Raw genomic sequence first — 14,819 nt, forward strand, 5'->3', positions numbered from 1 at the left:
GGATCAAGACCCGTAGCGCCGGTCGAGGTCGCTCAGCGCAGCCTGAACCTCATCGATTGAGACAGGCTCCGGCGTTCCAGGCATATGGCGGTACGCTGGCCTTGAGTCGATCGTGTAGAGGTCCGAAGACCAGGCGGCCAATATGGTCCGTTTTTCGTCGACCTTGAGCGTGGTTGCGTCCACCACATCGATCGGCCGCGCAATTTCCATCCCCTTGAGCAGGATTGTCGTGCCCATCAGGGCGATATCGCTCGCGGCAAGCTGCGGATTCTCAAGCATGTCGGCTTCCTCAGCGAACGTGCGGATCCTTGTCGTGCGAGTGACGGGACGCGGAGATGACGTCAATGTCCGGGGCCAGCAGATCGTGTTTGGCGGCAAAGGCTGCAAACAGACCCCGGGCGGTGTCCGCTTCGATCTCACCGCGCAATGCCGCGCTGCAGGCCTTCAGCGCCATTGAATGCGCCGTATCGCGCATCGATGCAGGCCATTCCGCCAGATGCCGGTAAGCGTCCATGACGCTGCGAACCTCGGTCGGAAATCCAAGGCCGATAAGGATGGTTACGGGCTCTTTGAACATATCGGGTTTCATCGCGATCTCCTTCCTACCCCCGATGTTGACGGGCGCCGCTGCAACGGCGCCCGTTTTTTAAAAATCGATCAGGCCGCCTTTTGCGCTTCGATCTGCGCCGGGGCAACCTTATGCTGAAGGGCCGGGCTGGTCTGGATATCGATCTTGCGCGGTTTCAAGGCCTCAGGAATCTCACGAACGAGATCGATAGACAGAAGACCGTTGCGGAGATCGGCACCATTCACCCTGACATGGTCGGCAAGTTCGAACCGGTGTTCAAATGGCCGGCCGGCTATACCGCGATGAAGGTATTCATCGGCGGAAGCGTCCTGCTTCTTACCGGTAACGGTGAGAAGGTTGGACTGAAAGGTGATGTCTAGCTCGTCCTCGGCAAACCCTGCGACCGCGACCGAAATCCGGTAGCTGTCATCGCCGGTCTTGACGATGTCATAGGGCGGCCAGTCGCTGATCGAGCGGGCGCGCTGGGCATTTTCAAGAAGATTGAAGATCCGGTCGAAGCCGACGGTCGAGCGGAACAGGGGTGCGTAGTCATAAGATGTTGCCATAGCCATATCCTCCTTGAAGCAACATGGGTACAGAAGCGCCGAAACGCGGCGCTTCCAGCAAGTCCAGCCCTGTCTCAGCAGCTGGCGGCAATCGATTTGGTTTGCGGAAATTTACGTTTCAAGGGTGCCGTCAGAAAAAATTGACGTCCAGGCGCCCGCCAGGACCAACTCATTTGAGTTCATGGACCGCGGCGTTGTCCTGTACCTCGCGCAGTCCTTTATAGGAGGCATGGCGCAGGTTGCCATCGTCGGTCCAGCCACGGAACTCGATTTCGGCGATGAGCGTCGGCTGCGCGAAGACGTAATTCCTGCCCTTGAGCGGAACGACCGGTGTCTTCGTCTTCAGCCTATCCAGGGTCTTCTTCAGATACGCCGCATCTTTCTCCTTGAACCCGGTTCCAACGGCGCCAACATAGACCCAGTCATGGCCACGTCTCGCCGCCAGCAGCAAACTGCCAATCCCGCCGCGCGCCACCGCCGACTGCTCGTAGCCGACAATCATGAAGCTCTCGCTTTGAACACACTTGATCTTCAGCCAGTCTCCGGTCCGGCCCGAGCGATAAATGCTGTCACGATGTTTTGCGATGATGCCTTCCATGCCAAGGGAGCACGCGCTCGCCAATAATTCAGCGCCGTCCGCTTCTATTTCTTCGGACAGCTGGATTGCGCCGGTCGCGTCTTCCAGCAGGTCCCCCAGCAAGTGCCGGCGGACCGACAGCTCGGCACGAGTGAGATCGTGACCATCGAAATACATAAGATCGAAGGCGAAGAGTACGGCTTCTGTCGACGCCCGTTTGCCGCCTCGCCCACCGAGCGAGCGTTGCAGAGCGCCAAAATCGGAGCGGCCCTCGCCGTTCAGCACCACCGCTTCGCCGTCAAGGATGGCTGTTGCAACTCCAAGGTCCCTGGCCGCTGCGGCGATAGCGGGAAAACGGTGCGTCCAATCGTGGCCGCCCCGGGTAATGATCCGCACACCCTTCGGCTCGATATGGACCGCGAGCCGATAGCCGTCCCACTTCATTTCATAGACCCACTCGGAGCCGGACGGCGGGACCGTCTTCAGGAGCGCCAGACACGGCTCGACGCGATCTGGCATCGGGTCGAACGCCAGATTGGGCTGAGCCGGATCGCGCCGGTGGCGCGGCTGCGATTTTACCGTCAGGCTGTCATTCTGCAGGAGCGGCTTGGCGGGACGTTTCATTTGCCCGCCCGACTCTCGGCCGCAACCGACTTCTTAAGCGCGTCCATGATATTGATGACATTGCTGGGTGCCGACTTCGTCGGTGTGGATGTCCTGGGTTTTGCAGACTTCTTCAGCGCTTTCTTCTTGGCGGCAATGATGTCAAGCAATCGATCCTGAACCGGATCGATGACCATCTTGGGGTCCCAGTGCTGCGTTTGCTTTTTGATCAGTTGCTGCACGAGACGCATCATCTCGCTATCGGCCGTTTCGTCTTCTTCGATCCCGCCAAAGTAAGTATCCTCGTCACGGACTTCATCCCCATAGCGCAGCGTCCACAGAACGATACCCTTGCCGCGCGGCTCAAGCATGACGGCGCGCTCGCGGCGGGTAATTACCAGACGTGAAATCCCCACCATGTTCTGCGCTTCCATCGCATCCCTGATGACCGAGAATGCTTCCTGGCCGACGGCATCGTTGGGTGAAAGATAATAGGGCGTGTCGAGCCATATCCACTCGATGCTGTCGCGGGGCGTAAACGTCGAGATGTCGATGGTCTTTGTGCTGTCGAGTGCAACGTTTTCCAGTTCTTCGTCTTCGAGGATGATGTAATCGTTCTCGCCACGCTCATAGCCCTTGACCTCATCCTCCTCCCTCACCTCTTTTCCGGTAACGCTATCGACGTAGTGGCTGACGACCCGGTTTTCGGTATCGCGGTTGAGTGTGTGGAAGCGGACCTTCTCACTTTCGGACGTTGCCGGCATCATCTGCACGGGACAGGTGACGAGCGAGAGTTTCAGATAACCTTTCCAATAGGGGCGGACAGCCATGATTTCCTCCGTCAGCCGGCGCGGCGCGTCTGTGGCGAGACCGCATTTGATTTGGCAGCAGCACCCGGTTTCGAGGCCTTCTGACGGCCAGCACTCTTGTTGGCGTTAGAAGCGGCGCGTTTCTGCCTGGATTTGGTGCCCATGCCAGCACTCTCGCGTAGCGCCTGCAAAAGATCGTTTTGCCTGGGGACCGCTGCGGCCTTCTTCTTCGGCAGGGCCCTGCCCTCGATCTTGGCCTTGACCAGCTCGGCAACAGCGGCCTCATAACGGTCGTCGAACGTGCTGGCGTCGAAGGTCCCCTTCTTTGTGCCGATAATGTGCGCGGCAAGCTCAAGCATCTCGCCTTCAATCTTCAGGTCCGGCAACTCCTCGAAGGCCTCCGCCGACGAGCGGACTTCATAGTCAAAGTTGAGCGTCGTGGCGATCAGGCCCTTCCCGTGTGGCCTGATCAGCACCGTACGCAGGCGTCGGAAGAGCACGGTGCGGGCGATCGCAGCAACTTTGGCTCGTTTCATACCATCGCGCAAAAGAACGAAAGCTTCCGTCCCCATCCTGTCGGGCGCCAGATAATACGGCTTGTCGAAATAGACGCTGTCGATCTCGCTGCAGGGGATGAAGGCGTCGATCTTCAGCGTCTTGTCGCTGTGGGGCACGGCCGCAGCCACCTCGTCCGGCTCGAGAACGATGTACTGGCCGTTTTCGATCTCATAGCCTTTGACCTGGGCGTCCCGTTCCACAGGATCGCCGGTCTCGCTGTCGATGAATTCGCGTTTCACCCGGTTGCCGGTTCGGCGATTGAGGGTGTTGAAAGCGATCCGCTCCGATGATGATGCCGCAGTGTAGAGAGCCACAGGACACGCGACCTCTCCGAATTTGATAAAGCCCTTCCAATTCGCTCGCGGGGCAACCATGACGCAAAACTCCTGCCACAACCAATGCGATTCAAGCGAATCAGCATGCATTTGTTCCGAGTCAAAACGAATCATTTTTCAAGGACTTACGGCCACGATCACCACTCGTTTTGCGAGTCTGCGCTAGACGCTTGATTCCGGTGCATCTTTTTTTGGCGACGAACGTTTCCTCGTCACGAAACGCGAAGAGGAGGCCTATCATGAGCAAGCGTGAACTGATCGATACCGGAACCGACAAGCGTTATGTCCGCCGCGATAAGGACGGCAAGTTCAAGGAAAGCGTTGACGTCTCCCGATCGCTCTCTGCCGACGCGCGCCACGATGCGAAGAATGATGCGAAACCGGGCCAGGGCGACCGGGGTGATCGCAAGCACTGACGAACCCGGTGAAGCTCGCCACATACAACGTCAACGGCATCAACGGCCGGCTCGAAGTCCTGCTCCGCTGGCTCGATCAGGCGAAACCCGATGTCGTCTGCCTGCAGGAGTTGAAGGCGCCGGACGAGAAGTTTCCGCGCCGCCAAATTGAGCGCGCAGGCTACGGCGCCATCTGCCATGGTCAGAAATCATGGAATGGCGTTGCAATCCTTGCCCGGGGTCAGGAACCTCTCGAGACGCGCCGGGGGCTTCCCGGAGACCCTGACGACAGCCACAGCCGGTATATCGAGGCTGCCATCGATGGCATGATCATCGGCTGTCTTTACCTGCCAAACGGCAACCCGGCACCCGGGCCGAAATTTGACTACAAGCTGCGCTGGTTTGAGCGGCTGCGTTCCTACGCAGGTCAACTGCTTGAGCTGGACGTGCCATGCGCCCTTGTCGGAGACTTCAACGTCATGCCGACGGATCTCGATGTCTATAAGCCTGAGCGCTGGCGAGACGATGCCCTGTTTCGTCCCGAGGTTCGCGCAGCCTATGCCGACCTTATCGCCATGGGCTGGACGGACGCCATCAGGCTGCTGCATCCGGATGATCAAATCTATACCTTCTGGAAGTATTTCCGAAATGCGTTTGCTCGTAACGCGGGTCTGCGCATCGATCATTTTTTGCTGAGTTCGTCACTAGTCGAGCGACTGCAGGCGTGTGGCGTCGATAAGTTTGCGCGTGCGTGGGAGCACACCAGTGATCACGCCCCCGCCTGGATTGAACTGGACGACCGATAGGACCTCATAGAGAGGACCCCTCCGACACATTCGCTCCGACGCATCATCACCTAACAACAGTTCGCACTGCAAGTCGAGCTTCCCCGGGCCCGTGATCAGGATGGCGTAACAAGCCTCTTTGACCGACGCTTAGTCTTTCGCTCGACCCGGAAGATCGGTCAGGCTCTGCGCCCATGGCAAAGCCGAAGCGCACCAGATCTGCGAACGGGGCCTCAGTTCCTGACGCTGGTTCACCGTTCCCAGTCTGATCCCAATCTGCTCTGCATCCTCATGCTCTGCGGTCGTGTAGACGGGCGATCCGCAGTCGGCGCAGAAGAACTGGAGCCGCCGGCGGCCGTTGTCAGCGGTCTTTACGTAAAGTCTGGGCGTACCGGACGTGATCTGGAACCGGTTGCGGTGTGTGCTGACGGTCACTCTATACGCGGAGCCGGTCAGCCTCTGGCAGTCGGTACAGTGGCAGATTGCGACGTCCTGCGGGTCGATCTCGGCTTCATACGTGATCTTTCGGCATTGGCATGCGCCATCGATGTGCATGTGAGGCTCCATTCATTGTTGCTATTTTGAAACATCGAGGATGCCCTTCCAGTTCGACATTATATCTGCCCCGCCCGCGCCCCGTCGTGGGCGTGGCCGTCCCTGCGCTTGCGTCGTTCACGCATTTTCGCCTGCCGTCTCGCATCCCGCAATTCATCCAGTGTCGGCTGCCACCAACCGCGGGTCCTATCAAACTGGATCGGTTCGTGTTGTGCCGGCCAGGTGTGAATCAGCTCTTCCAGTGTGGGCAATCGCCACAGTACCCACACATGTTCATCACTGACGCCTGGATGGTGCTCTACAACCTCTGCCGGATCGACAAGTTCTCCGGTCACTTCGGTGACGACAACTACTCCATAGGCGGAAGTAGCCACCGGTCGTCCCAGGGGCGGCATTTCGCCACTTGCAACGGGAAGTCTTTTCTTCCTGCGTTCCGTAGCACGCCGCTTTGTCCTGGCTTCTTCCTCCGTGCCCTTCCTGGCTTGGGCTCTCTTGCGTCTTTCCTCTGGTTCGGCCCGTTTTGCAGCATCTTCAATAGCTTCCCATCGGCTCTGTAGTTCCTCATAGAATGCAAAGGGCACTTCCCAAGCTTTGGCCTCACCGTTCCAGCGGGCATAGGAAATCTGCCGAAGTTCGTCAACGACCGCACGGGAATAGGGAGTTCGGACGAGCAAACCGCCGCCGTGGACCTCCAGGTACGGGCTCAGTATAGGCTCAAACTCGAAGAGGTCTCGTCCCCTCTCCTCTTCGAAGGGAGCCTTGCGGTCGGCTTCCGACGCCAGCCACCGGTCAATCCGGCGCCGCGCGGTGCTGCCGGGAACCGTCCACGCCTGTAGGCGGTCACTCCATCGCGCCTTGGGAAAAGTCTCTCGGAACCGTGCGACGGTCATGCGGTCGAACGGAAACGACACCGTTTCCAAAACCGGGTTGTTGGGCTGATGCTCTTGTTCGTCGTCCATTTCAGAAAACGATCCGCCGCGGGCCCGGTTGCGTCCAGTGCACGAATTTTAAAAAACTAAACGCGCCGCTAACCCGTCCGCGAGACAATCCCGACAGAAGCTGACCGACGAATGCCAGGGAACCCATGATGATGGTGATCGGTCTTGCAACGGCTGACTTCGCGCGCCGACTTGCCGTCAACAACACAGACGGCGGCGACACGAAGACATGGAGTGCATTCGTCCCCGGCACCCCGGCACCCCGGCATCAGGGCCGAGAGCCGTGCGAAAGCTGTCGTTTTATGCTGCCGTTTTTGATAAGTAGTAGCGTCGCCAAGGGCGTTCGCGGACGAGACGTATCTTCGGCGGTCGCTGCGCCGGTTTCGCGGGCTCTCGTCAGGAAGCGCCATCTCGGCCAGATCGTGCAATAGTCTGTCACGCCCTGGAATCTTGCTCTCATGTATTGGGCGGCCGAGGCAATGCAGGCAATAGTGAAAACATAAGTTTGGATAGATGACCGCAACGCGTTTTTAGACAGGCCGCGGCGACCAGCAATTCACGCGACAGGTTGTAGCCGTTTCAGCGTCACGGCCTCAACGGCAGATGATCCCCTTGAGGGTCGATCAACCCTTATCTCTGGACGTAGCGCGAGAATCATGTTGTATCTTTGGCGGGATTTAGTCGGCAAACCGAACTTTGCCCGCCAAGGGGACGATATGGCGATAGCGAATAAGATCGAAGCGGCGATTGTGCAGAAGGAAGATGCGGGCGGCAAGATAGCACGTCACGCAAGCCTTTTGTCGCAGCAATTGCAGGAACTGCGAACACGCATGTATCCGCCTAAGTCAGAAAAAAGCCTGCGCCCCTTCCTGACCAACGAAGTATCCAAACTGACGTCCATTCCTGATTCCACCCTGAAACTTCTCTCGAGTGAGGGGCGTGGTCCGATTCCCGGGCGGCTGGAAAACAATCATCGCGTCTACACCCTGGCCCAGATCAACGAATTGCGGGAGCTTTTCGCAAGTCAGAAGCCTGCAGATGCATTGAGATTCTTGCCCCGGCGCCGCGAGGGTGAACACCTTCAGGTGGTGGCAATCGCCAACTTCAAGGGCGGCAGTGCCAAGACCACGACCTGCGTCCACCTTGCGCACTATCTCGCCTTGCAGGGCTATCGTGTCCTTGCACTGGACCTCGATCCGCAGGCGTCACTCTCCGCTCTCTTCGGCGCCCAGCCTGAATTTGACGTAGGCGCCAATGAGACGATCTATGCGGCGTTGCGCTATGACGATGCAGAGCGTCGGCCGATCCGCGACATCATTCGCAAAACATATTTCGACGGCATCGACCTGATACCGGGCAACCTCGAGGTCATGGAATATGAGCACGAGACGCCCAGGGTTCTGGCGCAGAAATCCGGCTCAGGGGCAATTTTCTTCGAGCGCTTGAAACTGGCATTGGCCGAGGTGGATCAGGACTACGACGTCGTGATTCTCGATACCCCTCCTTCCCTTGGGTTCCTCACCCTCAGCGCGATCTACGCCGCCACCAGCATGATCATCACCGTCCATCCGGCAATGCTTGACGTGGCTTCGATGAGCCAGTTCCTGTTGATGATGGGAGACCTGATCAGCGTGCTGAACGAAAGCGGCGCACAACTCGATCAGGATTTCATTCGCTATCTGGTTACCCGCCACGATCCGAACGACGCGCCGCAGTCGCAGGTAGTCGCGATGATGCGTCATCTGTTTGGCACGGATGTCCTCCTGCCGACCTTGATCGAGAGCACGGCTGTGGAAGCAGCGGGGCTTGCGAAGCGCTCCATCTATGAACTCGAAATGGGCCAAATCGGTCGTGACACGCATAAACGTGCTCGCGAGGCGGTTGACGCCGTGAACGAAGCGATCGTGAAACTCATCAACACAAGTTGGGGGCGTACATGACGAGCAAGTCGCGCAAGTCGATTGTGGCAAACTTCGGTTTGCTTTCTGCCGAGTTGGAAAACCGGCTCTCGACCGAGAACCCGACCCCCGCTCCCCAGCCCATGCCAACTGCGCGAGTGGGCGCAGGCGTGATCGGTGCGGCGCATCGGGCGATCGACGACATCAAATCTGAACGCGACCGCCTGAAGGCTCTGGTCGAAGCCGGCGGAGGCACGATCCGCGAACTCGATCCCTTAAGTATCGACCCCTCCCCCTTTCCTGATCGTCTTCCTGACGATGATGCGGCCGATTTCGAGGCGTTCCGGAACTCGATACGGTCCGAAGGCCAGAAGGTTCCCATACAGGTCCGCAAATCACCTTCGTCTCCTGACCGCTATCAGGTGATCTACGGCCACCGCCGGCTCCAGGCAGCCAGAGACCTTGGAATTCCGGTCAAGGCGATCGAGGTCGAGATTTCCGACATCGAACTTGCTATCGCACAGGGTATTGAAAATGCTGATCGCCAGGATCTGACCTGGATCGAGCGCGCCCTCTTCGCCCGCCGCATGGATGATGCTGGTGTAAAGCCTCGGGATATCAAGGCTGCGCTGTCTATCGATGACCCCGAACTCGCTCGCATGCGGTCCGTCTACCGTGTCGTCCCGACCGAAATCATCGAAGCAATCGGGCGGGCGGGCAAGGTCGGTCGCCCGAGGTGGGCCGACTTTGCAAAGAACTATTCCGAAAGGCCGGATCTCCACGATGCATTGAGGAATGTTTTATCCGGCAGCGCCGAAAAGCGCCTGGGATCGGACCAGAAGTTTCTTGCAGCATTCAATGCTCTCAAACCTGAGGCCCCCCTGAAGGACACTGGCAAGTCCATTGCTGGACCCGCAGGCGAGCAACTGGGCAGGCTTGTGCGTACGGCTAACGAGGTTCGTATTTCAGCGCACACAGCATCTGCGAAGGAGTTCCTGAGCTTTATCGAATCGGAGTTGCCGACGCTGGCTGAGCGCTTCAGTCGTGAGAAGTCTAAGAACTGATCGAAGCCGCAAGCGGATTTCGACACGAATTCAGGAAGGAACGCGAGCAAAAGAAAAAGGCCCCCGAAACGTTGCCGTCATGGAAGCCCTTCTCGTTGTGTGAGAGCTTGAGAATCGCATTTCCATGAATCCTAGTCAAGAGTCTTTGGCACCGTTTTGGTGAGCGTTTTTCTTTTGCCTTTTGAGAGGCGAGGACATGGAAGGTGGACAAGTAACGACGCCCTTTGGGCGGCGACATGTTACCCTTGCGCTTGTGAGGCGGCAAATTGCCACGAGCAGGATCGAGGAAGGTAAATCGGCAAACAAGTGGAAGGTTTTTCGCGACGCATCTGAAGCTCGGGAGGTGCTTGGTCTGCAGGATCGCAGCCTCGCGGTTCTCGATGCGCTTTTGAGCTTCTATCCGGAGAACGAACTGCGCCAAGACGCGCAGCTCGTCGTCTTTCCCTCGAACATTCAGCTGTCAATTCGTGCCCATGGCATTGCAGGCGCGACCTTGCGCCGGCATCTTGCGGCCCTCGTTGATGCCGGCTTGATTATCCGCAAGGATAGCGCCAACGGGAAACGCTACGCGAGAAAAGGCGACGATGGCTCGATCGAGCATGCGTACGGATTCGACATATCACCTCTTCTTATGCGAGCTGAGGAGCTTGCGTGCCTCGCACAGCAGGTTGCTGCCGATCGGATCGCCTTTAGACAGGCAAAGGAAAATCTGACGATCTGCCGGCGGGATATCCGCAAGCTGATCACTGCAGCTGTTGAAGAAGGGGCAGCAGGCGATTGGGACGGAATAGAGGAGCGCTATATCGCGATCGTGGGAGAAATTCCGCGCAATCCCACCCTGGCTGAACTCGGCGATCTTGGTCTCAGGATGAGTAGTCTACGCGAGGATATCGTCAAGCTCCTGAATTTCGGAGACTTTTCATCAAAAATGAACGCCAATGATGCTCATATTGAGCGTCACATACAGAATTCAAATACCAATCCTCCTAATGAACTTGAACCTAGCTCTGGAAAAGAGCAGGGAGCGAAGCCGAGTGAGGACAGGCAGCCGCAGCATGTGCCGATCAAGTCTTTCCCAATCGGACTTGTGCTGCGGGCCTGCCCCGAAATTTCAAGCTACGGGCCCGAAGGCGAAATTCGGAACTGGCGTGAACTCATGACAGCCGCAGTGGTCGTCAGATCCATGCTTGGGGTCAGCCCCTCTGCATATCAGGAAGCCTGCGAGGCAATGGGTCCAGAGAACGCGGCGGTGACGATTGCCTGCATTTTGGAGCGCGGTGGTCACATTAATTCACCGGGTGGATATCTCAGAGATTTGACAAGCAAGGCGAAGCGAGGCGAATTTTCACTTGGTCCGGTCCTAATGGCTCTGCTACGTGCCGGGGGCCACAACGTCAAAGCCACTGGGTAATGTTGAGGCCGCATAATTGCGGGTGGGAACAAAAATTGTTCCTCCCGGCAATCTGCAGCCAAACGGACCATGAATTCTAGGCGGAGCGCAGGTTACCGTGCGAGTACCCTCCGTCGAGGAGACACTGGTGGCGGTACCGAGCCAGAATCGCAGGTGAGAATTGACGCGCACGATCGTCGTTGAGGGACCAGCACATGGTGCCAAGCTCTGTCGCGGACTAGAATGCATCGATCCTAACCACGGTGGGCCGATCGCGGACACCCATGAATGTCACTTCGTCGATACAAGGCGTGCTCGGATGTCGTGCCGTCATTGGTTTCAACATGAGCGAAATCTGCTCCCAGCCGCGACGCCCCTCGCCGATCGCTGCGGCGACTCAGCTTGGCAATGTCACGTCGGCAAACGGTCGGGCGCTGCTTGGTGACCCATAGCTGTTCTCGTTTCTAGGCGCTGGGCGGCAGAGCCTCGATCTCGGCCGACCGTGCCAGCAGTAACGCGAGCGAAAAGCCGAAGGCTTCCTCCACCTCCCCTGCCCTTCCACGGCGCGCGTAGCGTTTCTCGTTGGCGCTGTCCTTCCCCGCCATCGATCCCGGCCTCACGAGGACTTCCAAGTGCCGTCGTACCATCGCGGCGGCCCATGCCGCGGGCGCAGGCCGACAGCCGGGTATTAGACCGGAATGCGACCAAGCCGCGCTCACCGGATAGCTCGGCAGCTGGATAGAAAGTCGCCAGGACGTCAAGGACAGCCGGAACGCGATCTATCACCCCCAGCGATGGCTGGGCTTCGCACATCGCCTGAATAGCTTGCACTTGTTTTGAAATTCTGGCCCGGAGGTTGCCATTGGGATAGCGCCTTACAGGCGGCGTCAAAGGTTATGTCTCGTAGCCGTCCTCGTGATGTCGGTGGTGAGATAATCCAGCTCCCATTCCTGCGTGATGTCCTCGTCAGTCATGCTCGGACCGACCCGTGGGACGATAATTGCTGTTACGCAGGGAGGCCGTTCTTGAAAGCGAGGGCATCGAGCGCCTGCATGATCTTGTTCTGCTCGCTGTCCTCCACTGGAAAGGCGCGGTAGGGCGCAGGAGCCGACCGGTCAAGGCACAATTTGCACCGAGATTACCGCAGATCGAGTTTCGCAAACGCATTTCGATGATTGCTATGATAGCCATCAGGTTAGCGTCGAGGTGCAGCATCTTTTGGTGGAATTCTAATGCGGCCCGCGGCTGCGGTGTGCTCGTTCAGTTCGCTCAGAATTTCGGGGAGACAGCGGTTCGGTGATCTCCGCGAGATCGGCATCCTCAATGGGAATTACAGCCTTCGTAAACACCGCCTATATTCATCTTCAAAAAGCGGAGATCAGATTTGGCAGCATTACCAGTCTTTACTCCCCAGAATGGTCAAAGTCGCTCTGCGGGCGTTTTTTTCGCTTCAATCTTAGGGTTATACGTTTCGAGCGAAACAATCCTAGGTGGTGAGAGTTCGAAAAGGCTCTGTTCAGTAGCCGAGAGCCTCTACTCGTATCCTGTTCCGTTATTCAGTCGTCTGGCTGCTCCTTGGCGGCGGCATGTCCAGTGAGGGGGCTAAAACTGTTCTCATAGAGCTATCATATCTGTGGTAATCCGCGGCGACGATGGCGGCGCCAATTGCTGGTCTCGGCGTCAGGGGGGACGTCGATGATCTGATGGGGAAGAAGATCGGGTTCTCTCGGACGCTGCTGACTCTGGTAGCCTCTTTCTGATAACCGAGAGGATTGCATACGATAGGGGCGCAGGGAACGGAATAGTCGAAGCCCGTACGCCTGTGGCCGGCGCAGGTTTCTCGATATCCGGGCCGAAGTCCAAAGCGAATGCAGGCGTCAGCGGTGTGGTCGCATATCCCTCTGCAACCGACATGATTTGGATACGTAGGCACGACAGGAGGGCCGTCAAAGCCGTCGGAAGGATCCCGAAACCGTGCGCGGCTCTCGGCATTGATAGACCTGCTATGCTTGGGCGTAAAACGGCGAAACCGCCCGCAGCGTGCAAGCGATCAGAGACGTCACCCGCCACGAGGGCGTGTTCAATGTCATCCGGGAGGTCGAACTGGTAGGCAAGGCCGTTATATGGCAGATACAACTCCGCGGAGACTGCGACTTTCAAGGTCTCCATGTCCAATATTCCAGAAGCCGGTGACATCGCCGCCGCAATACCTGCCAGCGGCCTCGGCTATGATGATCAGGCCGCCTGTTCCCCGCCATCCGAGTCGTGAATAGCTCCGCCAAAAGCGGCGTCGTCAAATCATTCTGGACCGCTTCAAGATCGAATTTTTCAGGAAGCTCTGTGGGGAAGTTACGGTCGACAATACCGTGGCCACCGTCTCGTTCCCCGTATCCTTGGCATCGGGACCGATCAAAAACGGTGAGCGCCTTCTTGCCGAGGATCAGGACCCACTTGCGGGCGTGATCCCTCAACATCCAATTCGCAAGCAATGGAAAACGGACTAATTCAACAACACTGCAGCCCATTCTGCGGCCATCGCGCAGCTCGATCTTCAGAGTGGTGCTTTGACGGGCTTTGCTAATACGGGTGCTTGCTGCCGATGCAACGAGCCCCTCCCCTCCCCTCCCCTACTCCGAAAAACGGCTTTGCAATATCGCGCAGTTCCGACGGTTTGTGCGCAGGATGGATGTTAACATCATCTCGTCAGCAGAGCATTTCCTATCACCCCCGCGAGGCATTGTTGTCAAAAGCGTAGCACTTGCTTGGTGCCTTGAAATTGAAATTGACTCTGGTCTTGTCGGGGAACGGGTCTGAGTGCAACGTTGAAGGCAACCACCCCTTTCCTAGCGGACCGTCCGCAATTTTCCCGAGCTGGTACGCTAGTGTAAAGCGCAGTGTCGAAGCCCGCGCGGTCGCGAACCAGTTCATCCCGGATGGTGGAACCCTGTCAGCTGACAAGGTTTACGGTGGTACTCGTGTCCGGGGTAGACCGTCAGAGAGCCGAGCAGCTGCGTATTTTTTCGCGTTTCTTCAGAAGAATACCCTGCCAGCTGACAAGGTTTTGCAGTGGGTAGTCTGCCCCAGGCTTGTCGAAGCACCACTTTTTACGGACCGGTGCACCTCGGATTTGACGGAAACATTGTCAGCTGACAAGGTTCTGCGGCGGTAGTCAGGTCGCGGGTGCGTCATCAGACAACCAAGCGGCTGCAAACTTTGCATTACTTCAGTGGGAAAAACCTTGTCAGCTGACAAGGTTTTGGCGCCCGGCCTAGAGGATACAATCGGGACTATCCTATCGGCTGCTTCAATAGGCATGCCGTGAACGGGATCGCCGGCGCAGTTTTCTAGATCCTACAGGTCTTGAGCAACGAATCTGAGCAGTAGCGGCTCGGGCGCCGGCAGGGCAGGGAATGCCCGGTGATAGCGAGGACGGTTGGCGTGATCGCTTTGATATTATCAAAAAGCTCAGACCGGATCAGCGTGCAGATCGTCAAGTGAGGGGGCTGTTCAACATCTCGATCGGAGGTTGGATAGTGAGCAGCTCTACACGAAGCCTTGCGATTTTACTGCGCCGGCGGCCGCCAGAGGCAAAGGCCGCCATCGGGATTGCCTTGTCGCGTAGATCGCGCAAGATGTCGGAGGCTGAGATCGCCAGCAGCTTCGGCAGAACATCGACTGTAACTGCTTTTGCGCTCTTGCGCGCTCGGGCTCGCGGAACGGCGCGCACGGCCAGACGAATGGCGGATTCACCGCGAGCCATAATATGGCGACGTTATTC

14 protein-coding genes and 2 pseudogenes are annotated in these 14,819 nt (G+C 57.8%); 5 read left to right on the top strand and 11 right to left on the bottom strand.

What is annotated here, in order from left to right; genetic code table 11:
- Nucleotides 1-3 precede the first annotated feature (3 nt).
- From WA845_RS23075 to ku (WA845_RS23100), 6 genes are all read right to left on the bottom strand, one after another.
- Nucleotides 4-279, bottom strand: a complete 276-nt coding sequence (locus WA845_RS23075) for a hypothetical protein (protein WP_337322610.1) — start codon at nt 277-279, stop codon at nt 4-6.
- 10 nt (nt 280-289) lie between these two features.
- Nucleotides 290-589, bottom strand: coding sequence for a DUF982 domain-containing protein (locus tag WA845_RS23080; protein ID WP_135856547.1), 300 nt, complete (start codon nt 587-589; stop codon nt 290-292).
- Between the two features lie 68 nt (nt 590-657).
- The gene (locus WA845_RS23085) at nt 658-1,134 is read right to left on the bottom strand and encodes an Hsp20 family protein (protein WP_006699352.1); all 477 of its coding nucleotides are present in this window, start codon (nt 1,132-1,134) and stop codon (nt 658-660) included.
- Between the two features lie 169 nt (nt 1,135-1,303).
- Complete coding sequence (gene ligD, locus WA845_RS23090; protein ID WP_337322611.1) at nt 1,304-2,335, bottom strand: non-homologous end-joining DNA ligase; 1,032 nt, start codon at nt 2,333-2,335, stop codon at nt 1,304-1,306.
- Entirely contained in the window at nt 2,332-3,144 is an 813-nt protein-coding gene (gene ku / locus WA845_RS23095) for a non-homologous end joining protein Ku (RefSeq protein WP_337322612.1), read from the bottom strand. Before ku (WA845_RS23095) ends, ligD begins: the two co-directional genes overlap by 4 nt.
- 11 nt (nt 3,145-3,155) lie before the next feature.
- Complete coding sequence (ku, locus tag WA845_RS23100) at nt 3,156-4,055, bottom strand: non-homologous end joining protein Ku (RefSeq protein ID WP_337322613.1); 900 nt, start codon at nt 4,053-4,055, stop codon at nt 3,156-3,158.
- 200 nt (nt 4,056-4,255) lie between these two features.
- Between ku (WA845_RS23100) and WA845_RS23105 the strand changes: the two genes are divergently transcribed.
- Complete coding sequence (locus WA845_RS23105) at nt 4,256-4,432, top strand: hypothetical protein (RefSeq protein ID WP_006699349.1); 177 nt, start codon at nt 4,256-4,258, stop codon at nt 4,430-4,432.
- 8 nt (nt 4,433-4,440) lie between these two features.
- Nucleotides 4,441-5,217 (top strand): exodeoxyribonuclease III, encoded by a 777-nt coding sequence (xth, locus tag WA845_RS23110; protein WP_337322614.1) that lies wholly within the window; start codon nt 4,441-4,443, stop codon nt 5,215-5,217.
- Nucleotides 5,218-5,346: 129 nt separating this feature from the next.
- Here xth and WA845_RS23115 read toward each other — a convergent pair whose 3' ends face one another.
- Nucleotides 5,347-5,751, bottom strand: a complete 405-nt coding sequence (locus tag WA845_RS23115) for a GFA family protein (RefSeq protein ID WP_337322615.1) — start codon at nt 5,749-5,751, stop codon at nt 5,347-5,349.
- Between the two features lie 59 nt (nt 5,752-5,810).
- A complete protein-coding gene (locus tag WA845_RS23120) occupies nt 5,811-6,710 on the bottom strand; it encodes a hypothetical protein (protein WP_337322616.1) in 900 nt (299 codons plus the stop codon).
- 635 nt (nt 6,711-7,345) lie between these two features.
- On the opposite strand from WA845_RS23120, the gene repA reads away from it, so the two are divergent.
- The 3 genes from repA (at nt 7,346) to repC (ending at nt 11,062) form a co-directional block, all read left to right on the top strand.
- The gene (repA, locus tag WA845_RS23125; RefSeq protein WP_042936411.1) at nt 7,346-8,629 is read left to right on the top strand and encodes a plasmid partitioning protein RepA; all 1,284 of its coding nucleotides are present in this window, start codon (nt 7,346-7,348) and stop codon (nt 8,627-8,629) included.
- Nucleotides 8,626-9,651: a plasmid partitioning protein RepB gene (gene repB, locus WA845_RS23130; RefSeq protein ID WP_337322617.1), complete on the top strand. Its 1,026-nt coding sequence runs from the start codon at nt 8,626-8,628 to the stop codon at nt 9,649-9,651. Before repA ends, repB begins: the two co-directional genes overlap by 4 nt.
- Before the next feature lie 196 nt (nt 9,652-9,847).
- Nucleotides 9,848-11,062, top strand: a complete 1,215-nt coding sequence (gene repC / locus WA845_RS23135; RefSeq protein WP_337322618.1) for a plasmid replication protein RepC — start codon at nt 9,848-9,850, stop codon at nt 11,060-11,062.
- 443 nt (nt 11,063-11,505) lie between these two features.
- Here repC and WA845_RS23140 read toward each other — a convergent pair whose 3' ends face one another.
- The 3 genes and pseudogenes from WA845_RS23140 to WA845_RS23145 form a co-directional block, all read right to left on the bottom strand.
- A complete protein-coding gene (locus WA845_RS23140; protein ID WP_443111975.1) occupies nt 11,506-11,688 on the bottom strand; it encodes a helix-turn-helix domain-containing protein in 183 nt (60 codons plus the stop codon).
- Between the two features lie 13 nt (nt 11,689-11,701).
- A pseudogene (locus WA845_RS25315) lies at nt 11,702-11,872 on the bottom strand (helix-turn-helix domain-containing protein); the annotation flags it as partial.
- Nucleotides 11,873-14,540: 2,668 nt separating this feature from the next.
- Nucleotides 14,541-14,789, bottom strand: a pseudogene (locus WA845_RS23145) (integrase); the annotation flags it as partial.
- Nucleotides 14,790-14,819: the final 30 nt, after the last annotated feature.

It is taken from the genome of Agrobacterium sp. CMT1 (assembly GCF_037203725.1).
GTDB lineage: Bacteria > Pseudomonadota > Alphaproteobacteria > Rhizobiales > Rhizobiaceae > Agrobacterium > Agrobacterium pusense.

Bases quoted from the DNA above. Each gene is read 5' to 3' on its own strand.
- ku (WP_337322612.1), bottom strand. From the start codon at position 3,144: ATGGCTGTCCGCCCCTATTGGAAAGGTTATCTGAAACTCTCGCTCGTC.
- repA (WP_042936411.1), top strand. From the start codon at position 7,346: ATGTTGTATCTTTGGCGGGATTTAGTCGGCAAACCGAACTTTGCCCGC.
- WA845_RS23075 (WP_337322610.1), bottom strand. From the start codon at position 279: ATGCTTGAGAATCCGCAGCTTGCCGCGAGCGATATCGCCCTGATGGGC.
- WA845_RS23080 (WP_135856547.1), bottom strand. From the start codon at position 589: ATGAAACCCGATATGTTCAAAGAGCCCGTAACCATCCTTATCGGCCTT.
- WA845_RS23085 (WP_006699352.1), bottom strand. From the start codon at position 1,134: ATGGCAACATCTTATGACTACGCACCCCTGTTCCGCTCGACCGTCGGC.
- WA845_RS23140 (WP_443111975.1), bottom strand. From the start codon at position 11,688: ATGGTACGACGGCACTTGGAAGTCCTCGTGAGGCCGGGATCGATGGCG.
- ku (WP_337322613.1), bottom strand. From the start codon at position 4,055: ATGGTTGCCCCGCGAGCGAATTGGAAGGGCTTTATCAAATTCGGAGAG.
- repC (WP_337322618.1), top strand. From the start codon at position 9,848: ATGGAAGGTGGACAAGTAACGACGCCCTTTGGGCGGCGACATGTTACC.
- ligD (WP_337322611.1), bottom strand. From the start codon at position 2,335: ATGAAACGTCCCGCCAAGCCGCTCCTGCAGAATGACAGCCTGACGGTA.
- WA845_RS23120 (WP_337322616.1), bottom strand. From the start codon at position 6,710: ATGGACGACGAACAAGAGCATCAGCCCAACAACCCGGTTTTGGAAACG.
- WA845_RS23115 (WP_337322615.1), bottom strand. From the start codon at position 5,751: ATGCACATCGATGGCGCATGCCAATGCCGAAAGATCACGTATGAAGCC.
- repB (WP_337322617.1), top strand. From the start codon at position 8,626: ATGACGAGCAAGTCGCGCAAGTCGATTGTGGCAAACTTCGGTTTGCTT.
- WA845_RS23105 (WP_006699349.1), top strand. From the start codon at position 4,256: ATGAGCAAGCGTGAACTGATCGATACCGGAACCGACAAGCGTTATGTC.